Source organism: Sinorhizobium sp. Y406, assembly GCF_058732025.1.
The window spans coordinates 2,406,210-2,428,461 of sequence record NZ_CM178974.1 but is presented as its reverse complement, the minus strand read 5'-3'; the positions used below and the strand labels follow the sequence as shown (position 1 = coordinate 2,428,461).

The 22,252-nt window shown below is 64.0% G+C and carries 25 protein-coding genes and 2 pseudogenes; 18 read left to right on the top strand and 9 right to left on the bottom strand.

The annotated features are described in order from the left end of the window. Positions 1-278 precede the first annotated feature (278 nt). The gene (locus tag AC4P1R_RS11645; RefSeq protein ID WP_492176979.1) at positions 279-1,781 is read left to right on the top strand and encodes a sensor histidine kinase; all 1,503 of its coding nucleotides are present in this window, start codon (positions 279-281) and stop codon (positions 1,779-1,781) included. Positions 1,782-1,905: 124 nt separating this feature from the next. Here AC4P1R_RS11645 and AC4P1R_RS11640 read toward each other — a convergent pair whose 3' ends face one another. The 4 genes and pseudogenes from AC4P1R_RS11640 to AC4P1R_RS11625 form a co-directional block, all read right to left on the bottom strand. After that, the gene (locus AC4P1R_RS11640) at positions 1,906-2,340 is read right to left on the bottom strand and encodes a phage holin family protein (protein ID WP_492176978.1); all 435 of its coding nucleotides are present in this window, start codon (positions 2,338-2,340) and stop codon (positions 1,906-1,908) included. Positions 2,341-2,443: 103 nt separating this feature from the next. Beyond that, the gene (locus AC4P1R_RS11635) at positions 2,444-2,806 is read right to left on the bottom strand and encodes a hypothetical protein (protein ID WP_492176977.1); all 363 of its coding nucleotides are present in this window, start codon (positions 2,804-2,806) and stop codon (positions 2,444-2,446) included. 163 nt (positions 2,807-2,969) lie between these two features. Then, positions 2,970-3,340 (bottom strand): annotated as a pseudogene (locus AC4P1R_RS11630) (ATP-binding cassette domain-containing protein); the annotation flags it as partial. 1 nt (position 3,341) lies between these two features. After that, positions 3,342-3,547 (bottom strand): annotated as a pseudogene (locus AC4P1R_RS11625) (iron chelate uptake ABC transporter family permease subunit); the annotation flags it as partial. A gap of 228 nt (positions 3,548-3,775) precedes the next feature. On the opposite strand from AC4P1R_RS11625, the gene AC4P1R_RS11620 reads away from it, so the two are divergent. The 5 genes from AC4P1R_RS11620 to hmuQ all read left to right on the top strand — a co-directional run bounded on the left by AC4P1R_RS11620 (position 3,776) and on the right by hmuQ (position 6,420). Further along, complete coding sequence (locus AC4P1R_RS11620) at positions 3,776-4,210, top strand: hypothetical protein (RefSeq protein WP_492176976.1); 435 nt, start codon at positions 3,776-3,778, stop codon at positions 4,208-4,210. 40 nt (positions 4,211-4,250) lie between these two features. Then, a complete protein-coding gene (locus tag AC4P1R_RS11615; protein WP_492176975.1) occupies positions 4,251-5,165 on the top strand; it encodes a TonB family protein in 915 nt (304 codons plus the stop codon). Positions 5,166-5,377: 212 nt separating this feature from the next. Next, entirely contained in the window at positions 5,378-5,785 is a 408-nt protein-coding gene (locus AC4P1R_RS11610; protein ID WP_069458124.1) for a DUF2325 domain-containing protein, read from the top strand. A 50-nt stretch (positions 5,786-5,835) separates the two neighbouring features. Next, a complete protein-coding gene (locus AC4P1R_RS11605; RefSeq protein ID WP_069458123.1) occupies positions 5,836-6,102 on the top strand; it encodes a hypothetical protein in 267 nt (88 codons plus the stop codon). 3 nt (positions 6,103-6,105) lie between these two features. Further along, positions 6,106-6,420, top strand: coding sequence for a heme-degrading protein HmuQ (gene hmuQ / locus AC4P1R_RS11600; protein WP_069458122.1), 315 nt, complete (start codon positions 6,106-6,108; stop codon positions 6,418-6,420). A 237-nt stretch (positions 6,421-6,657) separates the two neighbouring features. Here the strand turns inward: hmuQ and AC4P1R_RS11595 are convergent, their stop codons facing one another. Next, positions 6,658-7,020 carry a DUF423 domain-containing protein gene (locus tag AC4P1R_RS11595; RefSeq protein WP_069458121.1) on the bottom strand — a complete coding sequence of 121 codons (363 nt, stop codon included), beginning with the start codon at positions 7,018-7,020 and terminating at the stop codon, positions 6,658-6,660. Between the two features lie 6 nt (positions 7,021-7,026). Continuing rightward, entirely contained in the window at positions 7,027-7,413 is a 387-nt protein-coding gene (locus AC4P1R_RS11590; RefSeq protein WP_492176974.1) for a globin domain-containing protein, read from the bottom strand. 143 nt (positions 7,414-7,556) lie between these two features. Here AC4P1R_RS11590 and AC4P1R_RS11585 point away from each other — a divergent pair, with 143 nt between their 5' ends. Together AC4P1R_RS11585 and AC4P1R_RS11580 are read left to right on the top strand one after the other, a co-directional pair. After that, positions 7,557-8,117: a TetR/AcrR family transcriptional regulator gene (locus AC4P1R_RS11585; protein WP_492176973.1), complete on the top strand. Its 561-nt coding sequence runs from the start codon at positions 7,557-7,559 to the stop codon at positions 8,115-8,117. A gap of 94 nt (positions 8,118-8,211) precedes the next feature. Continuing rightward, positions 8,212-8,553, top strand: a complete 342-nt coding sequence (locus tag AC4P1R_RS11580; RefSeq protein WP_069458118.1) for a DMT family transporter — start codon at positions 8,212-8,214, stop codon at positions 8,551-8,553. Between the two features lie 12 nt (positions 8,554-8,565). Here the strand turns inward: AC4P1R_RS11580 and AC4P1R_RS11575 are convergent, their stop codons facing one another. Next, positions 8,566-9,795: an alpha/beta hydrolase gene (locus AC4P1R_RS11575; protein WP_069458213.1), complete on the bottom strand. Its 1,230-nt coding sequence runs from the start codon at positions 9,793-9,795 to the stop codon at positions 8,566-8,568. 367 nt (positions 9,796-10,162) lie between these two features. Between AC4P1R_RS11575 and AC4P1R_RS11570 the strand changes: the two genes are divergently transcribed. The 9 genes from AC4P1R_RS11570 (at position 10,163) to AC4P1R_RS11530 (ending at position 19,075) form a co-directional block, all read left to right on the top strand. Further along, entirely contained in the window at positions 10,163-11,218 is a 1,056-nt protein-coding gene (locus AC4P1R_RS11570) for a dipeptidase (RefSeq protein ID WP_069458117.1), read from the top strand. A 47-nt stretch (positions 11,219-11,265) separates the two neighbouring features. Next, on the top strand, positions 11,266-12,906 hold the full coding sequence (locus AC4P1R_RS11565) for an ABC transporter substrate-binding protein (protein ID WP_069458116.1): 1,641 nt from the start codon (positions 11,266-11,268) through the stop codon (positions 12,904-12,906). Between the two features lie 23 nt (positions 12,907-12,929). Continuing rightward, the gene (locus AC4P1R_RS11560; protein ID WP_492177743.1) at positions 12,930-13,991 is read left to right on the top strand and encodes an ABC transporter permease; all 1,062 of its coding nucleotides are present in this window, start codon (positions 12,930-12,932) and stop codon (positions 13,989-13,991) included. Continuing rightward, a complete protein-coding gene (locus AC4P1R_RS11555) occupies positions 13,988-14,920 on the top strand; it encodes an ABC transporter permease (RefSeq protein ID WP_069458114.1) in 933 nt (310 codons plus the stop codon). Before AC4P1R_RS11560 ends, AC4P1R_RS11555 begins: the two co-directional genes overlap by 4 nt. Then, positions 14,917-15,750 carry an ABC transporter ATP-binding protein gene (locus tag AC4P1R_RS11550; protein WP_069458113.1) on the top strand — a complete coding sequence of 278 codons (834 nt, stop codon included), beginning with the start codon at positions 14,917-14,919 and terminating at the stop codon, positions 15,748-15,750. Before AC4P1R_RS11555 ends, AC4P1R_RS11550 begins: the two co-directional genes overlap by 4 nt. Continuing rightward, positions 15,747-16,511 carry an ABC transporter ATP-binding protein gene (locus tag AC4P1R_RS11545; RefSeq protein WP_492176972.1) on the top strand — a complete coding sequence of 255 codons (765 nt, stop codon included), beginning with the start codon at positions 15,747-15,749 and terminating at the stop codon, positions 16,509-16,511. The genes AC4P1R_RS11550 and AC4P1R_RS11545 overlap by 4 nt, the downstream gene beginning before the upstream one ends. 163 nt (positions 16,512-16,674) lie before the next feature. Beyond that, positions 16,675-18,114, top strand: a complete 1,440-nt coding sequence (locus AC4P1R_RS11540) for an FAD-binding oxidoreductase (RefSeq protein WP_492176971.1) — start codon at positions 16,675-16,677, stop codon at positions 18,112-18,114. A 94-nt stretch (positions 18,115-18,208) separates the two neighbouring features. Beyond that, positions 18,209-18,610: an EF-hand domain-containing protein gene (locus AC4P1R_RS11535; RefSeq protein WP_492176970.1), complete on the top strand. Its 402-nt coding sequence runs from the start codon at positions 18,209-18,211 to the stop codon at positions 18,608-18,610. An 87-nt stretch (positions 18,611-18,697) separates the two neighbouring features. Next, positions 18,698-19,075: a DUF488 domain-containing protein gene (locus AC4P1R_RS11530; protein ID WP_069458109.1), complete on the top strand. Its 378-nt coding sequence runs from the start codon at positions 18,698-18,700 to the stop codon at positions 19,073-19,075. Positions 19,076-19,080: 5 nt separating this feature from the next. Here the strand turns inward: AC4P1R_RS11530 and AC4P1R_RS11525 are convergent, their stop codons facing one another. After that, positions 19,081-20,145, bottom strand: a complete 1,065-nt coding sequence (locus AC4P1R_RS11525; RefSeq protein WP_069458108.1) for a GlxA family transcriptional regulator — start codon at positions 20,143-20,145, stop codon at positions 19,081-19,083. A gap of 157 nt (positions 20,146-20,302) precedes the next feature. Here AC4P1R_RS11525 and AC4P1R_RS11520 point away from each other — a divergent pair, with 157 nt between their 5' ends. Further along, positions 20,303-20,878 carry an OsmC family protein gene (locus AC4P1R_RS11520; RefSeq protein ID WP_492176969.1) on the top strand — a complete coding sequence of 192 codons (576 nt, stop codon included), beginning with the start codon at positions 20,303-20,305 and terminating at the stop codon, positions 20,876-20,878. 113 nt (positions 20,879-20,991) lie between these two features. Here the strand turns inward: AC4P1R_RS11520 and AC4P1R_RS11515 are convergent, their stop codons facing one another. Further along, a complete protein-coding gene (locus AC4P1R_RS11515) occupies positions 20,992-22,245 on the bottom strand; it encodes a saccharopine dehydrogenase family protein (protein ID WP_492176968.1) in 1,254 nt (417 codons plus the stop codon). Between the last annotated feature and the right edge of the window lie 7 nt (positions 22,246-22,252).

The window sequence follows — 22,252 nt, the reverse complement described above, 5'->3', positions numbered from 1 at the left end:
TGTGTCCTGCGGCAGCATGGTCGAGGCAAAGCTTGCCGCCGTGCACGGGAACCTGCAATCTCTTGTCCTCACGGAATATCGAATTCGAAGAGCAGGCGCTGTGATTTCAGTCGATACACCCTACTGCATGTCTCGTTAAATCAATCTCGGTTCAAAGACATGCAGCAACTCAAAATGCTGCAGCGACCTTTGCAGGTCTGTTAAGATCCGCGGCGCTGCAGGCATTTTCGCGATGGCGCCTCGCCCTGCTGGAGGAGGCCTATGGGAGCTCGGATCGAGTGCATGAGGTAACAGCGATGCTTCCGACGCTTGCTCGAGTGCTCGGCTCGCAGGATCGACTCGGCGCGTTATATGCCGCCGTGCCGGACATGGCCCAGCCGGACGGTGACTTCGACGCGCTGGCGAGGCTGGCGTCCGGCATCTTCGAGGCACCGATCGCTCACGTCACGCTCATTGGTCAGGATTGGCAATGGTCCAAAGCCGCCGTCGGAACGCCGGACACGCGTGTGCGCGTGGAGGAATCGTTCTGTGTGCACACGATTGCGCAGGAAACACGCGAGGTTTTCCTCGTGCTCGATGCCTCGAAGCATGCGGTTTTCCGCCACTGGCGCAGGGTCGCCGAGGCGCCCTCCCTGCGGTTCTATGCCGGCGTTCCAATCATGCTCGAGGGGCAGGCCGTCGGGACCGTGTGCGTCCTCGACGTCGTCCCGCACAACGGCGTCTCGGCAAAACAGGTCGAGGAGTTGCGGCGGATTGCCGAAGTCGCGGCGACGTTGTTGAAGGTCAAGGACAAGGCGCATCGGCATTCGCTCAATGAAGCGGCGCTTCTGCGTCAGGAGCAGCGTCTCGCCATGGCGCTCGAAGCCGCGAATGTCGGCAGCTGGCTCTGGGATATTCGTGCGGGGACGGTCGCGGGCGATGGTGCCATGACGCGCATGTTCGGGCTGCCGTCGGAGCGGTCGCTGAGCGCCAAGGTGGTCTTTTCCGCCATACATCCGGATGACCGTGCCGCAACCTTCTCGAAGCTTCGCGCGGCAATGGCCGCAGACGAGGAATATGACGGCATGTTTCGGATCCGGGCAAACGAGCGCTGGCTGCTCGGCCGCGGCCGCGTGCACGACCGCGACGGCAAGGGCGCACCGCTCACCTTTCTAGGCATGACGATCGATGTCTCCGAGCAGCAGGTGGCCGTCCAGCGGACCAGGCTTCTGCTCAAGGAATTGAACCATCGGGTCAAGAATACGCTTGCGATGCTGCAATCGCTGGCGCGTCAGACACTGCGCCAGACCAGCGACCCGGCCGAATTCATGATGGCCTTTGCCGGCAGGCTGCAGGCGATCTCCGAAGCGCATGGGCTTCTGTCGGATCATGAATGGGGCACGATCCGACTTTCTGAGCTGATCTCGAAGCAGTTGCGGCCCTATGTCAGCGACTATGCGGAACAGGTCGAACTGCACAAGGACGAGATCCTCCTCGGACCGGACCAGGCCGTGGGGCTCGGTCTTGTGCTGCACGAGTTGGCGACCAATGCGGTGAAGTACGGTTCGCTCTCGGCACCGAAGGGCAAAATCGTGCTCACCGCGCGCAGCGTCGTCGAGGAGGATAGTGCCGTCCTGCACCTGACCTGGACCGAGGTCGGCGGGCCGCCTGTCCGGGAGCCGCGGCGGCGCGGCTTCGGCTCGCTCCTGATCGAGCGCAGCCTGGACAAGATCATCGGCAGCTCGGTGAAGGTCGAATACATGTCGGCCGGCGTCACGGCGCTGATACATCTGCCGCTTTGACGATGTTTCTTAGGCCTGTCGACCTACACTCCGCGCGTCTTTCAGGCGCGCAAAGGTCGCTGCAATCCTTTGAGTTTGCGCATCGAGCTTTCCGAAAATCGGATACGATTTCCGGGCCGATGCGCTAGCGCTCAGGCTTTCCGCGCCGCCTGCCCGTGCGAAGGCCGAGCAGGGTGCCGACTGCGATCGCGGCGGCCAGTGCGAGCAAGGGCTGGCTGCGCGCGACGCTTGTGGCGGCAATCAGACCGACATTGGCCTGGAGCAACGCGCGGCGCCGGCGTTCCTCGGCCAGCCGGCGATCGCGAGCGTGAAGAACGACCAGCACAAGGATGAGGATAAGGGCACTTAAAAAGAGCACGGCCGCGACTATTGCCGCGGCGATGACCGGAGAATAGTGTTCGGCAAGTGCCAGGGCAATGGCAACGAGAACGAAGACATAGGTGCTGCCGAGCAGAACGGCGATGATCGCCCACAGGATCGCGTTGCGCCTGTAGCGTGCTACGGTGGCACTCAGATCGGCCGCGAGCAGGGCGGACAAGACGGCCCCCAGTGTCCCCATGTAAATTGCTCCTCATCGCAATGGGGACCGGAAAGGCATCCTTTCCGGTCCGGATTCCGGGCGCCTCTTCGAGATTTCGCCTGGATATATCGTGATCGCCTGGTTACCTGCGCAGGAGAGCGGCCGCGATCAGTCCGATTGCCGCCGCGGTGCCGAGCGTTGCGACCGGGTGTTCGCGCACGACCGTGCGAAGCTGTCTTTCGGTACCCGCATAGCGGCCGCGCAGTTCGGAGAGCATCTGTTCTCCGCTTGCCAGCAGGTCCTCGAGGTCTGTTGCCGCTCTGGCACGGGCGCCTTGCGCCCTCGCCTTCGCCTCCTCGGATGCGGCGAGGCCGCGATCCGCCAGCAAGGCCACGAGTTTTCCGACGTCGTTGCGGATTTCGTCGAGTTGGTCCTGGATCGACGTCTCGCCGGATCCGCCGTTGTGCTTCCTCGTGCTCGAACTTGAGAAGAGACCAGTCGCCATTTTCGCTCCCTCCGCTAAAAACGCCGGCAGGAGCCGGCGTGTGACCTGCAAGACACACGATGCTGTCGGCGAAACCGGCCGCGCCGCGGGCATGCCCGATCAACGCATGAGGGAGAGATTTGTTTCGATAAATCTTGGCGTTGCTACGGTTTGCTGCTGAAGCTCAGCGGGCGGCCGACTGCGGCAACACGAAGGGGACGTCGCGCGCCGGCGCGACGCCCCCCTGCAGCCGGCAGCCGAACACGGCTTCCATGGGCTCGTCGGTGAGGACGTCGCCCGGCGCGCCGCGGGCGCGGATGCGGCCGGATTTTTTCATCATCATCATCTGATCGGCGAACATGGCGGTAAGATTGAGGTCGTGCATGATGGCGATGACGCCGCCGCCCCGTTCGCAGAAGGCATGATGTTCAGCTGGTGAAGAATGTCGAGGCTCGACACCGACTCGTCAAGCAGGAGGTAGCGGGGCTCGCCCTCGGCGACCGGCGCGAATAGCTGGCAGAGCACGCGCGCGAGCTGGACCCGGCGCTGCTCACCGCGGATTGCGGAAGAGGCCCTGCATGATGGCGCCGGAGACCGCAAGGGCCGCACCGACCAGCATGCCGAGCACGGCCCGCGTCAGGCGGATGTCGAGGATGATGATGCGATCGCGCGTGCTCAGCGCCCAATCGGCGGGTGCATCGCCGGGAGTCAGCCGAGCACATTGCCGAGCGACGCATCGGCCGCCCCGTTCATGATCGCGGTCGGCTGCAGGGAGTGTTCGGTTTCGGGGTCATTCACGGCTTCGGCCCGCTCGCGAAGGCGAGAACTTCAGGCAAAATCCCCCCTTTTATCCCCGCGTCTTCCATTTGCTATCTTGACTTCGTTACTCATATTTTTTTACGCAATACGGGATAATTCAAGTCAAGTTAGTTGATCGCGCCGCCGGCGAAGAGTTGGTGGGCGGGGTCGCGGACCAGGGGTGACGAAACGATGGCCCATCTTTCCTTTTCGGCCTTTTCGGCCGCAATCGTGGTTCTCGGCATGGCAGGAACCGTTGCCGCAGAGGACGCTCGATCCGGCGGACTCTCGATCGAGCTCAACGAGATTGCCCCGTCGGAGAAAGGCTGCAAGCTCACGTTTGTTGCCGACAACAGTCTCCAGCAGTCGCTTTCCAAGGCTTCGTTCGAATTCATCCTCTTCGACCAGAAAGGTTTGGTCGAGCGAATGGCCGTGCTCGATTTTCGGGACCTGCCTGCCGGCAAGACGAAGGTCCGGCAATTCGATCTGCCGGGCACGAAATGCGAGGCGGTCAAAAGCTTGCTCATCAACGATGCCCCGGCGTGCGTCGGCGAGGGGATCGAGAAGGGCGCCTGCATGAGGGGTCTGAAGACCGGTTCCAAATCGGCGGTGGAACTCAAGGGCTGATAAAGCCCGGCTCTCGCAGGCCAACGGAAGGCGAGTTCGGATGAAGCAAATCGTCAAATGGACCGGGGCGATCGCCCTGTCGCTGCTCGCGCATGCCGGCGGCGCCATGCTGTTCGAGCCCGACGAAGACGACATTCAGATGGCCGGGGGCGCCGCCATGGAGGTTGCGCTGCTCGGCAACGCGTTCGAACAGACAGTACAGGCCGGCGATCTGTCCGACGTGGTCGAGCCGACCGAGGAGACGCCGGCGGAACTGGCGCCGAGAGAGATCCCGCCGGTAGAAGAGGCGGTCGAAGAGGTCGAGCCGACGATCCCCGATCTCGTTTCCGAACCGCCGTCCGAGGTTGCGCCCGCGGAAGCGGACGTGATCCTCCCGGCCGAGCAGGTGCCGATCGCCGAAATCGCGGAGCCGGCAGTGGTGACAAGTGTCGCCCCGGTCGAGACCGTCGTTCCGCATCCGAGGCCGGAGCCGCCGGAGACCGTGGAGAACGTCGAAAAGCCGGAACCGAAGAAGGAGCCGGTGAAAAGAAAGAAGGTCGCGCGGAAGAAGGCGGGCGAAGCCGGAAGCCAGGCGAAGACGCAGGTCAAAGGTCAGGCGGACGGCGTGGAAAATGCGGCTGCGAGTGCGGCCACGGGCGCCAAAGGCAGCGCATCACAGGCGGGTAACGCGGCCGTCTCGAATTATCCCGGCAAAGTGCGGCGGAGGCTGAACCGCGCCTTCCGTTATCCCGCGGAGGCAAAGCGTCAGGGCCTGCGCGGCGTCGCGCATGTACGTTTCACCGTCACCTCCGATGGGGGGCTTGCCGGCGTTGGCATCGCCAAGAGCGCCGGCTCGGCGCTTCTCGACGAGGCCGCGCTCGGGGCCGTGCGTCGCGCAGCGCCCTTTCCGGCAATCCCGGCCGGCGCCGGGCGCGACAACTGGGCTTTTACCATACCGCTTGAATTCAAACGCTGACGAAGCGCCATGGACCAGCCACGCCGCCCGGCGTGGCCAGGGATCTCTTCAGAAATAATATGAGTTATAAAGTCATGTTTATACTTTACTCGCATAATCAAGTTTAATAAGTTGCCGCCCACCATGCAACCGGGCGCTGTGGGCGCCGGAAGATATCTGATGGCGGTCGGCGGCAGAAAACGCGCCCGCGAGAAAAAGACGGAGAAAAATGGATGCGCGGCAAACGGCAGCAAGGCCAGAATTCAGCCACGGGCGGCAGGGGCAAGCCGAAGCCAGAGGCGAGCACCGGTAGCGGCAAGGCAACGCTCGAAGGCCGCAGCTTCCTTTATGTCGGCGGCCGCGACTGCCAGGTGGCGCATCTGCGCGAGATCGCCAGTTCCTTCGGAGCGGAACTCATCCACCACGATGGCGGTTTACGGGAGGCGGTTTCGCGCATCGACCGGGTCTTGCCGTCGGTCGACTGTGTCTTCTGCCCGATCGACTGCATCAGCCATGATGCATGTCTTCGCGTGAAGACCGGCTGCAAGAAGTGGGGCAAGGCCTTCGTGCCGCTGCGCAACGGCTCGAAATCGAGCCTGGAGCGGGCACTGAACGACCTCACCGCCGGCAGCGAGGATTGAGCCCCGGCAACATCGACGTCGAGCGGGCGTCAGCGCATGGAGAAGTGACGATGAATGACGAGCGTCCCGATCAGATGATGATGATCGGTCTTCATAAGCTGGCCTCCCAGTTCGGGGATGGGCTGGTGCCGGAACTCTACGAATTGCTGACGCGCCGCGCGCGGATGCTGGAGGACAACCCCGGCTTGGCGGAGTTCCCGGCGCGGCAGCCGGGCAGGGCGCCGCACGGTCTTGTGCCTTCGCCCGAGGGCGTTATCCTGCCATTCCCGGATGCGGAGGCGAGGTGCGCTACGCAGAAGAAGGCGCTTGGGAGGTAGCCCATGTATTTCGCGATGAACCGTTTCCGTGTCGCCCTCGGACAGGAGGGGGCCTTTGAGGCCGTCTGGAAGGGGCGCGATTCGGGTCTTGCCGAAATGCCCGGCTTCATCGATTTTCATCTGCTGCGTGGCGAGAGCGTGCCGGAAGAGGGCTATACGCCGTTCATTTCCAAGTCGACCTGGGAAAGCAAGGACGCGTTCCTCACCTGGACGAAATCGGAAAACTTCCGGGCGGCCCACCGCAATGCCGGCGACAATCGCGCCATGTATCTGGGGCCGCCGAAGTTCGAGGGCTATACGGTCGTCGAGGGGGCGTAGGGGAAGGCTTCAGGCGCGCCCGTTCTTACCCCCTCTGGCCTGCCGGCCATCTCCCCCACAAGGGGGGAGAATACACGCGGCTAGCTCCTCGCTCCGACCGAAGGCTTCTGCAGCGGAAAGCTCCCCTTGAGGCGCAAAGCGCACCGCACATTTTCTCCCCCTTGTGGGGGAGATGGCCGGCAGGCCAGAGGGGGTATCCAGGGCACCAGCGCGAATAACGCCTCCGACCCAGCAAAACTATCGACGCGGAAAAAACGCCCCGAGCGCCACGGCGAGCCACCCCGCCATCATCGTCAGCCCGCCGAGGGGTGCCGACATCGGGAAGAGGCCGTGGCCGGCGAAATGACGGAGCGTCAGGTCACCGGCGAAGACGGCCGTTCCTGCGGCGAGCAGCAGGGCCGCGATAGCCGCCGTGCGAAAATGCGCCCATCCGGCATGGAGCGCGACGACCGCCGGCGCATGGGCGAGGCACATGGCGGATGCGCCGCCGAGGAGCCGCGGATCGGCCCCGTGCGAAGCGGCGGCGGCCGCGGCGACGCCGAAGAGGCCCATCAGCCCGGCGACGAAAAGCATGGTCGAGCGCAGCGCCCCGTTCGGCATTCGACACTATTCCTTGTTCTGCATGTGAAAGGCGAGCCGCGTGATCGGCGCGAGAATGATTTCCCTGAGCTTCGGATGGGAGACGGTTTCCTCCAGGGCGCGGGTGAAGCAGAGCAGCCACTCATCGCGTTCGGCCGGTCCGATCCCGGCGATGAAATGGCGGCGGCGCAGCATCGGATGGCCGCGCTTCTCCACATAGATCGGTGGGCCGCCGAGCCAGCCGGTCAGGTACTCGTAGAGCTTTTCCTCGCTGCCCGCGAGGTCCGGCGGATGCACGGCGCGGCAGCGAGTCGCCTCCGGCAGGCTGTCCATGAGTTCATAGAAGCGCCGCGTCAGCGTCCGCACCGTCGCGTCGCCGCCGATCGCCTCGTAAAGCGTCGTCGTTTCCGTCATCGCCGTTTCCTTCGAACGGATGTCGTATCGCGGGCCCGACCCGCGGACAATGCCTGCTCGCCGCTTGCGGCGTTTCATCGCGGCGGCGCCGCATTTGAAATGCGCCTCTTGACAAACCGTCCAGACGGTATGTTTAATATGCGATGATCAGTGCCCATCAGAGGAAGAAGCAGCCGGAGCGCGTGCGCCAGCAATTGCTGGAGGTTGCCGCGCGGCTGTCGCTCGAACAGGGCATCGCCGCGGTGACGCTCGATCGGGTGTCGCAGGCGGCCGGGGTCAGCAAAGGCGGGCTGTTGCACCATTTTCCCAACAAGCTGGCCCTGCTCGACGGCCTGTTCGACGAACTCGTCGCCCGCTTCGACCGGGCGATCGCGGCGGCGATGGCCGAAGACGATATCGAACGGGGACGTTTCACTCGCGCCTATCTCGCCGTCTGCTTCGCCCTCGACGGAGAAGCGGAAGGACAGGATTGGCAGGTGCTGGCGATCGCGCTGCTTGCCGAACCGCAGCTCAAGGCGCGCTGGCGAGACTGGGTGGCGCGGCGTTCGGTCGAGTTCGCCAAGACCGACGGCTCGCCCAACTGCCTGATCGCCCGGTTTGCCGCCGACGGCGTCTGGCTCGCAGACCTGATGCGGAGTCACAAGCTCCACACGGCGATGCGCGCCGAGCTGCTTGAAAGGCTGAAGGCGCTGTCGTTGCAGTGAGGCGCGAATTTCGAGGTGCTACGGCGACCTTTGCGCGACTGAAGAGACGCGCAGCGCTGTAATCCCATGCTCTAACCGACCGGAGACGTCGCCCATGAACCCCGCCATGCTCTATACTGTCCTGGTGATCGCCATCGTCTTCGAAGTGCTCGGCACTTCGGCCATGCAAGCGGCACAGCATTTCACCCGGCTTGCGCCGACCCTGCTCATGGTCGTCTGCTATGCCGTTGCCTTCTTCTTCCTATCCTATACGCTGCGCTACATTCCGGTTGGCATCGCCTACGCGCTCTGGAGCGGCCTCGGCATTGTGCTGATTTCGCTCGTCGGTTACATGACCTTCGGGCAGAAGCTGGACTTTGCCGCCATCCTCGGCCTGGCGCTCATCATTGCCGGAGTTCTGGTTCTCAATCTCTTTTCGAAATCGACTTTCCATTGAGGCGGTAGGCGTTTACGGCGCGACCGCGGAGCCGACGGTGTTTTCCATCGACTGGCCCAGGCGGCGCAGCTGGTCGTCATAGGTCTGCCGGGTACGCGGGTCGAAGATCATGATCGGGGTCGAGACGGCGACGCTGGCCGCGCTGCCGACGGTTTGCGCGGTTCCAAGCGCGACGGCGCCGACACGCTCCCCAAGTCCGACATCCGAATCCGTCACGGTCTGGCCGGCAATCAGCCGGTTGCCGAGGAGCCGCACCACTTCCGGGCTTTCGGCGAACTTGCCGTGGTTGAGCCGATCCCCGCCCTTGAGTGCCGTCAGGTCGAGCACGGTGATGCCGGCGTTTTCGAGCTGGCTGCGATACGGTTCGACGGTGGGATCGATCTGGCCGAGCCGGTCGATATTGCCGGAGATGCGCCGAGAGACGGTCAGCGCCCGGTCGTCGCGGGAGACGAAAAGCGTGAATTTCGGCCGATCCTTGCCCATCGCCCGCATCTGCTGCGAGAAGACGTCGACGTCGAGGTCAGGCGACGCGAGGATCACGTCGGTGATCTTGGGCGCAACGCGGCCGTCGCGGATCGCCATCTGCCTGAGTGCTTCGACGGTGAGCCACGAGCCCATGGAATGGGCCATCAGCGTGATCTCGCCGACTGCGGGATCCTTGGATGCGCGCTGCAGCAGTTCCTCCAGCGCATCGCGCGAGTAGTTGGTGCTTTCCTTGTCGTAATTATAGTCGAAGATGCTCGCGCGCGACGGCCAGGTGAAGATCACTGGAGCGACGTCGGCGCCGGAATCGTGGACGATCTGGGCGTAGCGATAAACCGCATCCTCGAAGCGATTGTTGAAGCCGTGGACGAAGATCAGCACCCGCCGGCTCCGGGGCAGATGCCCCTCGAGCCAGGCGCGCGTTTGCGGGCCCGCCTCGATCGGCTCGACGCTGACGGTCGAGAAAGCGCGGCTCGGGTCGGGCGGAAGCTTCTTCGGCCATTGCACCTGGCCGACCGTTCGGTTCTTCTCGGGCGGTATCGAGACGACGATTTCCGTCAGCGACAATTGCCGGGCGCGCTCGCCGGTGAAAAGGATGCCGGGATCCTCGGAGGGTTTCCGGGTGGTGGCGACCAGGAGATCGACCTTGGAGGCGCCGTCGGCGGAACCGGAGGGAACGAGAACCCCGACGGGTCGCCCGCCGCAGCCGGCAATGCCGAACATCAGCGCCAGGCAGATGAAGGTGCGCGCCAGCCGCATTGCGAGGTTGAGAACAGCGATCGACGACACGTCAGATTCCCCTCGGCCTGTCCTTCAGCGCCTTGCCTCTCGAGGAGACATGCGGCAGACGGTCGTCATGACCGGCGGTCATCGGCTCTTTGCGCATAGCTATCGCAGATTTTCGCTCGCCTGACACCAATTCGATCGTCCTGCGCGTCTCGTTCGACAGGTCCTCGCCATGCGATTGCGGCTTTCCTGCAACATTTCGCTACAGGTGCCCGCGGGCGGGCCCCTGGAAATTCATTGAAATGGCCGGTGCCTTTCAATAGCATCGACCGGTCCACCCACGGGCGCGGCATGGCGGATGATCCATCCGATCTCCCTGATATAACGAGGAATTCTGCGCATGCAGGCGGTATTCGACGGCCATAACGACGTGCTCCTGCGGCTTTGGCAGCGCGAACGCGGCGGCAGCGATCCGGTGGCGGAGTTTATCGACGGAACCGACAAGGGGCATATCGATGCGCCGCGGGCGAGGGAGGGCGGCCTCATCGGCGGGCTCTGCGCCATATACATCCCGTCCGGCGATCTTGTCCTGAGGGTGCCGGACACCAATGGCCATTATGCGACGCCGCTCTCCGCTCCGCTCGACCACCTGCCGTCGCTCGCAACTGCGCTTGAGATCGCAGACATCGCCTTCAGGCTCGACCGGGCCGGCGCCTGGCGGCTCTGCCGCTCGACCGACGCAATCCGGAGAGCGATCGACGACGGGGTCTTCGCGGCAGTGCTCCACATGGAAGGCTGCGAGGCGATCGGACCGGACCTGGCTGGGCTCGAGACCTTCCATGCGGCCGGGCTTCGCTCGCTCGGTCCCGTGTGGAGCCGCCACAATGTCTTCGGCCACGGCGTGCCCTTCGCCTATCCGATGTCGCCGGATAGCGGCGGCGGCCTGACGGAAGCCGGCTTCGAACTCGTGCGCGCCTGCAACCGGCTCGGCATCCTGGTCGATCTCGCCCACCTCACCGAAAAGGGCTTCTGGGACGTCGCGAAGACCACCGACCAGCCGCTCGTCGCCAGCCATTCCAATGCGCATGCACTGACGCCCGTCGCCCGCAATCTCACCGACCGGCAGCTCGATGCGATCGGGGAAAGCCAGGGGCTCGTCGGCCTCAATTATGCGACGACGATGCTCCGCGCGGATGGACAGGAAAACGCCGCGACGCCGCTTGCCGACATGGTCCGTCATGTCGACTACATGGTCGAGCGCCTCGGCATCGACTGCATCGCGCTCGGCTCGGATTTCGACGGCGCGACGATCCCGGAGGCAATCGGCGACGCGGCGGGCAATCAGCGGCTCGTCGCAGCGCTGAGGGAGGCCGGCTATGGCGATCGCGAGCTCAAGAAGATATGCGGCGAGAACTGGTTGAGAGTTCTCGCAAAAGCCTGGCACGAGGATGCCTGAATTCGTGAAGAAGAGCCCGCAAAGGGCAAAAAAGAGGGAAGCGTAAAATGATGCACAAGCTCCATGGACGTTTTCGACTCCTGGCTGCATCTGCGGCCATGGCACTTGCCATGGGCGTGGCTCAGCCGACATTTGCCGAGACGCCGAAAGACACGCTCGTCCAGGCCTGGGCGATTGATGACATCATCACCATGGATCCGGGTGAGGCCTTCGAGATTTCGACCGCCGAGATGACCAGCAACACCTACAGCCTGCTCGTCCGCCTCGATCTCAACGACACGAGCAAGGTGATCGGCGATCTCGCCGAAAGCTGGGAGGTGTCCGACGACGGCCTCACCTATACGTTCAAGCTGAAGCCCGGCATGAAATTCGCGTCCGGCAATCCGATCACCGCCGAGGACGTTGCCTATTCCTTCGAACGCGCCGTCAAGCTCGACAAGAGCCCGGCTTTCATTCTCACGCAATTCGGTCTGACGGGAGACAACGTCACCGAAAAGGCCAAGGCCGTTGACGAAGGGACTTTTGTGTTCACGGTTGACCAGCCCTACGCGCCGAGTTTTGTGCTCAACTGCCTGACCGCCACCGTTGCTTCGGTGGTCGACAAGAAGCTGGTGCTCGAGCATGTGAAATCCGTCGAGCCGAGCGACACCTACAAATACGACAACGACTTCGGCAATGAGTGGCTGAAGACCGGCTATGCCGGCTCCGGGGCCTTCAAGCTGCGCGAATGGCGAGCCAACGAGGTTGTCGTGCTGGAGCGCAACGACAATTACTACGGCGAACAGGCGAAGCTCGCCCGGGTCATCTACCGGCATATGAAGGAAAGCTCCGGCCAACGCCTCGCGCTCGAAGCCGGCGATGTCGACGTCGCGCGCAATCTCGAGCCGGGCGACTACGAGGCGGTTTCGAAAAATGCGGACCTCTGGACGACCGACGCGGCGAAGGGCACCATCTATTACATCAGTCTCAACCAGAAGAACGAAGACCTCGCGAAACCCGAGGTGCGCGAGGCCTTCAAATATCTCGTCGACTATGACGCGATCGGCGCGACCTTGATCAAGGGGATCGGTGAAATCCACCAGACGTTCCTGCCGAAGGGCGTGCTCGGCGCGCTCGACGAAAACCCCTATAAGCTCGACGTCGCCAAGGCCAAGGACCTCCTGGCCAAGGCCGGTTATCCGGACGGGTTTTCCGTGACGATGGACGTGCGCAACACCCAGCCCGTCACCGGCATTGCGGAGTCCTTCCAGCAGACGCTGGGGCAAGCCGGCGTGAAGCTCGAAATCATTCCTGGCGACGGCAAGCAGACGCTCACGAAATATCGCGCCCGCAACCATGACATGTATATCGGCGAGTGGGGGATGGACTATTTCGACCCGCATTCGAATGCCGAGACATTCGCCAGCAATCCGGACAATTCCGACGAAGGCAAGGTGAAGACGCTTGCCTGGCGAAACGCCTGGGATATTCCGGAATTGAGCAAGAAGACCAGGGAGGCGCTTCTCGAGCGCGACAGCGCCAAGCGTGCCGAGATCTACAAGGAGCTCCAGAAGGCCGTTCTCGAGGATAGCCCCTTCGCGATTATCTACCAGAAGACGGAGGTCGCGGGCCTGCGCGGCAACGTCAAGGACTACAAGCTCGGGCCGAGCTTCGATACGAACTTCGTCTGGAACGTCTCCAAGGAATAGCCGGAAGGACCGTGTCCTTGAGCTTGAGTGCAACAGAGCGGGAGAACGGGCAACGGCGCGCCCGTCCCCGCAAGATCATTGCCGCGGCGCTGCAATTCCTCGTCGTGGTGGCGACCACGTATCTCGGCCTGCTCGCCGTCACCTTCTTCATCGGCCGGGTGATTCCGATCGATCCGGTGCTGGCGGTGCTCGGCGACCGCGCGCCGGCGCATGTCGTCGAACGGACGCGCGAGGCGATGGGGCTCAACCTGCCCCTCTACCAGCAGTTCTTCATCTATGTTCGGCAGGCGCTTTCCGGCGACTTCGGCACCTCCGTGCTGACGACCAATCCGGTGATGACCGATATCCGCCGCGTCTTCCCGGCGACGATCGAGCTTGCGACGCTCGGGACCTTGATCGGCGCGCTGATCGGCGTGCCGCTCGGGGTGCTCGCCGCCGTCAAACGCGGCAGTCTTGCCGATCAGATCGTCCGCATCATCGGTCTCGTCGGCTATTCCGTGCCGATCTTCTGGCTGGCTCTGCTCGCCCTCCTCGTCTTCTATGCGCGGCTGCGATGGGTCGCCTATCCCGGCCGCATCGACATCGTCTACGAATATAGCTTCACGCCGATTACCGGCTTCTATCTTCTCGATGCGCTCTGGCAGGGTCAGTGGGACGTCTTCCGCGACGTCTTCCGGCATATCATCCTGCCGGCCTCGCTGCTCGGCTATTTCTCGCTTGCCTATATCAGCCGCATGACCCGCAGCTTCATGCTGAACGAGTTGCAGCAGGAATATATCGTCGCCGCGCGCGCTAAGGGACTTTCCGAGGTGCGGATCATCTGGGGCCACGCACTGCGCAATGCGGCGGTGCCGCTGGTGACCGTGATCGCGCTTTCCTATGCGGGGCTGCTCGAGGGCTCGGTGCTGACCGAAACGGTCTTCGCCTGGCCGGGGCTTGGGCTCTACATCACCAATTCGCTGCAGAATGCCGACATGAACGCCGTGCTCGGCGGCACCATCGTTATAGGCTCGGCGTTCATCGGCATCAATCTCCTGTCCGATCTCCTTTATCGGACGCTTGACCCGAGGACGCGCGCGCGATGAGCCTTGCATCCCAAAGCCGCCCGATGACGCGGCGCGAATGGCTTCTTTCCGACCGGCCGCAATCGCGGATGCAGGCGCGGCTTGGCCGCGCCTATATGACCTGGCGTCGGTTTTCGGCAAACCACCTCGCCGTTGCCGGACTTCTGATCCTCATGGCACTCGTGCTCGTCGCCGCTTTTGCCGACTTCCTTGCACCGCATTCGCCCTTCGTCGGCAATCTCGCCGGCGCGCGGCTGCAGCCGCCGGGCAGCGAGGGCTATCTGCTCGGCACCGACGATCAGGGACGCGATATCCTGTCGCGGCTGATCCATGGTTCGCGTCTGACGCTCGTGGTCGTCGGGCTCGTCGCGATCATCGCCGCCCCCGTTGGCCTGATCGTCGGCGCCGTCGCCGGCTATGCCGGCGGCTGGATCGACGCGGTCCTCATGCGCATCACCGATATCTTCCTCGCCTTTCCGAAGCTTGTGCTGGCGCTCGCCTTCGTCGCAGCCCTCGGGCCGGGCATCGAGAATGCCGTCATCGCCATCGCGATCACCTCCTGGCCACCCTATGCGCGCATCGCCCGCGCCGAGACGCTGACGGTGCGCCACTCCGACTACATCGCCGCGGTACGGCTGATGGGGGCGTCGCCGGCGCGCATCGTCTTCCGCCATGTAATGCCGATGTGCCTGTCATCGCTGATCGTGCGCGTCACCCTGGACATGGCCGGCATTATTCTGACGGCGGCGGGCCTCGGTTTCCTCGGCCTCGGGGCGCAGCCGCCGCTGCCCGAATGGGGTGCGATGATCGCCTCGGGGCGGCGCTTCATTCTCGATCAATGGTGGGTCGCCACCATGCCGGGCATCGCCATCCTCATCGTCAGCCTCGGATTCAACCTGCTGGGCGACGGTCTGCGCGACGCGCTCGACCCGCGGGAGAGCGGCCAATGAGCGTCCTTCTGACGGTCGAGGACCTGAAGGTCCGCTTCCCGACCCGCACCGGCGTGGTCGAGGCGGTCCGCGGCGTGTCCTTCACGCTGGGGCGCGAACGCCTCGGCATCGTCGGCGAGAGCGGCTCTGGCAAGTCGCAGACGGGCCGGGCGATCATGGGGCTGACGCCGCCGCAGGCAGAGGTGACGGCGAAGACGCTGTCCTTCGACGGCATCGATCTCTTGAACGCCCCGCCGAAGCGGCGCAGGGATCTGCGCGGCAAGCGGATCGCCATGATCCTGCAGGACCCGAAATATTCGCTGAACCCGGTTATGAGCATTGGTCGGCAGATCGTCGAGACGCTGCGGCAACATGAGAAGGTCAGTCGCGCGGAGGCGCGCGAACGGACGCTCGACATGCTGGCCGCGGTGCAGATCCGCGACCCGAAGCGTGTGTTCGACCTCTATCCGTATGAGGTCTCGGGCGGCATGGGTCAAAGGGCGATGATCGCGATGATGCTGATTGCCGGGCCGGAACTGTTGATCGCCGACGAGCCGACCTCGGCCCTCGACGTGACCGTGCAGCTCGAGGTGCTGTCGATCCTCGACAAACTTGTGTCGGAGCGCGGCATGGGGCTGATCTTCGTTTCACACGATCTGCGGCTCGTGTCCTCCTTCTGCGACCGGGTGCTCGTCATGTATGCGGGGCGGATCGTCGAGGAGATCGCCGCCTTGGATCTCGCCAATGCGAAACACCCCTATACGCAGGGTCTCCTGAACTGCATGCCGGTGATCGGCGCCGACCGCCACCCCCTGCCGGTGCTCGACCGCAAGCCGGAGTGGGCGCTATGACCGCGGCCGTATCGGTTGAAAATCTCAGCGTCCTCTTCGACGGCTTCAAGGCGGTGGACGACGTCGGCGTCGAGATCGCGGCGGGAGAATCCTTCGGCCTCGTCGGCGAGTCCGGCTCGGGAAAATCGACGCTCCTGCGCGCGATCGCCGGGCTTGCGCCGACAAGCGCAGGCATCATTCGGGTCCAGGGGCGGGCGCTTGAAGGCGCGCGCGACAAGACCTTTTACCGCGCGGTGCAGATGGTGTTCCAGGATCCTTACGGATCGCTGCATCCACGCCAGACGATCGACCGGCAGTTGGCGGAGCCGCTCGCGGTCCACGGGTTCGGCGATAGCGAGCGGCGTATCGTGACGGCGCTCGACGAGGTGGGCCTCGGCTCCGGCTTCCGCTTCCGCTATCCGCATCAGCTTTCCGGCGGCCAGAGGCAGCGCGTGGCGATCGCGCGGGCCCTGATCCTCGAGCCTTCGATCCTGCTCCTCGACGAACCGACATCGGCGCTCGATGCCTCCGTTCAGGCGGAGGTGCTGAACCTACTCGAAGAGGTGCGCCAGCGGCGCAAGCTGACATTTCTCCTGGTCAGCCACGATCTCGGCGTCGTCACCCATATGTGCGATCGCCTGGCGGTGATGCAGGGCGGGCGCGTCGTCGAGCGGCTCACCTCGGCCGATCTCGTAGCCGGCCGCATTGCCGAGAATTACACGCTGAACCTGATGGTGGCGAGCGAGGGCTTCCGCCGAGAGGCCGCGCCGGCGCCGGGTTGATCCCATCCTTCCTTGATGCGGGCAGAACCGCTGAGTTTGTCATGAGCGGGGCCGCTCCCACAGATGTGTAGACGGCCGGGGCCGGCCTTGCTTGCGGGCCGACCTACAAGGGCGCAGAATGCTCGACTGCTGGGGCAGAGGTCCACCGCGGGAGGAGCGGATCATGAACGATATGAGCCTCACCAATCTGCAAGCAGGAAAAACAACCGTCGGCGCCGCGGCTGTCGAAGCGCTTCAAGGCCGATTGCGCGGGCGGGTGCTGAAGCAAGGTGATCCGGGTTACGAGGAGGCTCGCTCGATCTGGAATGCGATGACCGACCGCAGGCCCGGCTTGATCGTGCAATGCGCCGGCGCGTCCGACGTCATCAATGCCGTTCGCTTCGCGGCGGAGAGCCAGTTGCTGGTGGCGGTGCGGGGCGGCGGCCACAACATCGCCGGCAATGCCGTGTGCGACGGCGGGCTGATGATCGACCTCTCGCCCATGAAATCCGTGCGCGTCGATGCGACGACGAAACGGGCCTGGGTGGAACCCGGCGCGACGCTCGCCGATGTCGACAAGGAAACCCAGGCCTTCGGACTGGCGCTGCCCGTCGGCATCAACTCCACCACCGGCATTGCGGGACTGGCGCTTGGCGGCGGGTTCGGCTGGACCGCGCGCAAATTCGGCCTGACCTGCGACAACCTGCTCTCCGCGGACGTGGTGACGGCGAACGGCGAGCTGCTGCGCGCGAATCCCACGGAGCATCGCGACCTTTTCTGGGCCTTGAAGGGCGGCGGCGGCAATTTCGGCGTCGTCACGGCTTTCGAATTCGCCCTGCACGAGCTCGGCCCAGAGGTGCTTTCGGGGCTGGTCGTGCACCCCTTCGACGATGCGCGCCAAGTCCTTGCGCAATACCGGCAGGCGCTGGAGGCGGCGCCGGACGAACTCACCTGCTGGGTCGTCCTGCGTCAGGCACCACCGTTGCCGTTCATTCCTGAGGAGTGGCACGGCAAGGAAGTCGTGGTGCTCGCCATCTGCTATTGCGGTGACATCGCGGCGGGCGAGAAAGCAACGGCCGCCCTGCGCGCGATCGGCAATCCGATCGTGGACGTGGTCTCGCCCCATCCCTTCCTCGCCTGGGAGCAGGCTTTCGATCCGCTGCTGACGCCGGGGGCCCGCAACTACTGGAAGAGCCATGATCTCCTCGAGCTTTCCGACGCAGCGATCGATGTTCTGATCGAGGCGATCCGGAAGCTGCCGGGGCCGGAATGCGAGGTTTTCATCGGCCATGTGGGAGGCCTGGCCGGCCGGATCGCGGCGGAGGAGACGGCATTTCCGCAGCGCCATTCGCATTTCGTCATGAATGTGCATGCCCGTTGGCGCGAACCGGCCATGGACGAGACCTGTATCGGGTGGGCGCGCCAGGTTTACGAGGCGATGAGGCCGCATGCCGCCGGCACCGTCTATGTCAATTTCATGCCGGCCGACGAGGTCAACCGGGTGGAGGCGGCCTATGGCGGCAATTATCACCGGCTCGTCGAGGTCAAGCGCCGCTACGATCCTGGCAATCTGTTCCGCATGAACCAGAATGTGCAGCCGGTAGACGCCCGCGGAGCGGCATGAACCGGAGAGGAGGCCGCGACGCAAGCGCGGGGGGGTCAAGCGCAAGGCGCGCTTTCCCGCCCACCCTGTTCTGTCCAACCAAAGGAGGAAGCTCATGTTATCGATGCGATTGCCAGCGGTGGCCGCCCTCGCTGTCATCATGACCCTGGGCTCGACGAACATCGCCGCCGCCCAGGCGGCCGATGCGCCTCAGGAACCGGAGGCCGCGCCGGAGGCGCCGCAGGCGGAAACGCCGGATCAGGCGCCCCAGGCGGGGCAGCAGCGCGCGATGCCGCGCGACATGATGCGGCAGGGCCGTATGGGATATCACGGCCGGATGATGGGGGGACGCAGGCACATGATGAAGATGATGTTCGCGATCGCCGATGCCGACGGCAACGATGCGCTCTCCTTCGAGGAGATCAGCACCATTCACAAGCGCATTTTTGACGCGATCGACGCCGACGGCAATGGCGAGGTGACGCAGGAGGAGGTCGAGACCTTCATGCGCGAATAGCGTCCGCTGAGGCGCCGCATCTCGCCCGGACTCTTGCATTCGGGCGGGATGGATGGTCACTTCACGTAAAGTGCTTCCGGGGGACGGATGGGGGAACTGCGACTGAAACGTGTCTATGAAGCGCCGGGGCCGGACGACGGAACGCGCATTCTCGTCGACCGGCTGTGGCCGCGCGGCATCGCCAAAGAGAAGGCGCGGATCGACCTCTGGCTGAAGGAGATCGCGCCGAGCGACGCGCTGCGCAAGCGCTTCCATGGCAAGCCGGACGACTGGGAGGCGTTCTGCGAAGCCTATGCCGGCGAACTGGAAGGCGGGGCTGCACAGGCGGCGGCGGCAGGCGAGCTTCTCGACCGGCTGGCGCAAGGACCGGTGACGCTGCTTTATGCGGCGCGCGACGAGAGCCGCAACAATGCGGTCGCGCTGAAGGATTGGCTGGAGCGACGGGGGGAGGGGTCGCCGGGGTAGCGGTCTCAGCTGGCGCGGGCATGCCCCTCGGCAGCTTCCCGCTCATCCCGGCTGTCGGCCGCCAGGGAGATAGAGCGAAACATTCGCCGGTATTCTGCGGTTGTCAGCCCGGTATGGCGCTTGAACAGCCGCCGGAAGAAGGCCGGGTTCTCGTAACCGACTTCCGGCGCGATATCTTCCGACGAAGCCCCGCCGCCGGCTTCCAGGAGTCGTTTGGCCTCTTCGATACGCAGGTTCTGTACGCGCTCCATCGGGGTCGACCCGGTCGCCGCCTTGAACCGTCGCTTCAGGCTTCGTTCGGCGATGCCACAAGCGGCCACGGCGCCCGCGACCGGATTTGGCAGCCGGAAGTTGGCGGCGAGCCATTCCTCGGCCCGTCGGACCGCCGCATCCGCATGCGGCTGGTGCCGCACCAGGCTCGTATAGGGAAGCTGACCCTCCCCGTGCCATTTCAAGAGATAGACCTTGGCGATCCTCAGAGCTTCGCCGGGACTGCAATGACGCGCGACGATGTGGATCACCAGATCGTGCCAGGAGGTCGTCCCGCCGGCCGTGACGATGCGGCCGGCGGGATCGCCGAAGACCAGGTTGGGGGTTGGATTGAAGCGCACGTCGGGAAAGCGCCGACGGAAGAGATCCTGATATCCCCAATGCGATGTCGCCTCGCGACCATCGAGCAAACCGGTTGCCGCAAGTAGCACCGAACCGGAGCAAGCGGAATAGATGGTGCTTCCCTCCCGATAGCGATCGATTATCCATTGCTTCACTTGCGGATAGCGTGTGCGCATGTCGTCGTCGGGGGCGAGCCAGAGTTCAGGCACGATCACGATGTCCGCGTCGCGCGCCTCTTCCATTGCGAGATCGGGGGAGACCGGAATGCCGTTTCCGCAGCGGAACGATTGCCGTGACGGGGAGACGATCATTGGACGTATGAGCCCGACGCCGGGTTCCGCGCCCACCAGTTCCCGCCAGAGCGTGCCTGTCGCGGCGAGGACGTCGACAATTCCGTAGAGCGCGGAGCCTGCGGTTTCCGGCAGGGCCACGATGAAGGCTTTGACGGCTGGTTTCACGCTAACCGCTCCATATTGGCACGAAAGGATCGCTTTCGGCCAGAATCGTCCTAAAGCCAACGCGCCTCAAGCCCTAGTCTGATCTTCGTTGGCATTGCCCGATTGCAGACCGCTCGGCGATGCGAGCCAAAGCAGATCAAAGGAATGGAGATGACCCATGAATGAGCACGTCGTGAACAGCGTCCGCGTAAACGGTCTCAATGTGCAGGCAGCGCTTGAGACGATCGCCGCGATCAAGGCGGACAAAAGCCTCGCCCGTTTCGAATTCCGGGCGCGCAACCGGTGGATCGACGGCGGGGAGAACCGCTCGACCATCAAGGATTTCTACGGGGCCGGGCGTGAAGACTGCTCGCGCATGTCGGCATTCGAGTTCATCAATGGCGAGCCGCCGGTGCTGCTCGGAAACAACGAGGGCGCCAATCCGGTCGAATTTCTTCTGCATGCCCTGGCGGGTTGCGTCACGACGACCTTCATCCTGCATGCGATGGCGCGCGGGATCACCGTCCGTGAGCTCCGGACAGAGCTCGAGGGAGACATCGACCTGCAGGGACTGCTCGGTCTCGACGACGCCGTTTCGCCCGGATATGAGCAGATCCGCATCCGCATGCATGTCAAGGCGGACTGCCCGGAGAAGGATCTTGACGATCTGCTGGCCTACACCCAGCAGCATTCGCCCGTCTGCAATACGGTCTGTCGGCCCGTGCCGGTCATCATCGAGCGCGCGATGGATTAGCAAAGCCGCCGCCGGATGTCGCCGGAGACGCGCTGCAAGTCAAAGTGACACAGGACGGCGTTTCGTACAGCGAGGCCGCACCGATTCCTCGATCGGTGCGGCCTCGATGCGTTTCAGGCCGCGGCCATTTCGAAGCTCACCGCCCGGTCGCCGTTCTCATCCTTGATGCGGGTCGGCAGGCCGATGCGGTTGAGGATGTCGATGAAGGGCTTCGGCGGCAGTTCCTCGACATTCGCCATCTTCTTCACGTCCCACTCTCCGGTGGCGATCAGCATGGCCGCGGCCACCGGCGGCACGCCGGCGGTGTAGGAGATGCCCTGCGAGCCGACCTCGTTATAGGCTTCCTTGTGATCGGCGACATTATAGATGAAGACGGTGCGCTCCTTGCCGTCCTTGATGCCCTTCACGAAGTCGCCGATGCAGGTCTTGCCTTCGTATTCCGGCGCGAGCGATGCCGGGTCCGGCAGGCAGGCCTTGACCAGCTTGAGCGGCACGACCTCGAGGCCCTCCGCCGTCTTGACCGGCTGCTCGGAGAGGAGGCCGATGTTCTTCAGCACCGTGAAGACGTTGATGTAGTGGTCGGAGAAACCCATCCAGAAGCGCACGTCGGCGCCGTCCATGTTCTTGGCAAGCGAGTGCACCTCGTCATGGCCGCAGAGATAGGCCTTGCGCTTGCCGACCACCGGCAGGTCGTATTCCTTGCCGATTTCGAACATCTTATTCACCTGCCATTGCTGGTTCTGCCAGGAATAAACGACGCCGGTGAATTCGCGGAAATTGATCTCGGGATCGAAGTTGGTGGCGAAATACTTGCCGTGGCTGCCGGCATTGATGTCGACGATGTCGACATCCGTCACCCTGTCGAGATACTCGTCCTTGGCAAGCCGCGCATAGGCGTTGACGACGCCCGGATCGAAGCCGGCGCCGAGGATGGCGGTGATGCCCTTTTCCTCGCATTCGGCGGCGCGCTTCCATTCGTAATTGCCGTACCACGGCGGCGTCTCGCAGATCTTGCCGGGCTCTTCATGGATGGCGGTGTCGATATAGGCGGCGCCCGTGTCGATGCAGGCGCGAAGAACCGACATGTTGAGGAAGGCGGTGCCGACATTGATGACGATTTGCGAGCCGGTCTTGCGGATCAGCGCCTTGGTCGCTTCGATGTCGAGGGCGTCGAGCGCATGGGCCTCGAGCACGCCCGGCTGCTTCATCGCCTTCTTCTCATGGACCGACTCGATGATCCTGTCGCACTTCGCCCTGGTGCGCGAAGCGATATGGATGTCGCCGAGCACGTCGTTGTTCTGGGCGCATTTATGCGCCGCCACCTGTGCGACGCCGCCGGCGCCGATGATGAGCACGTTCTTCTTCATTTTGCGG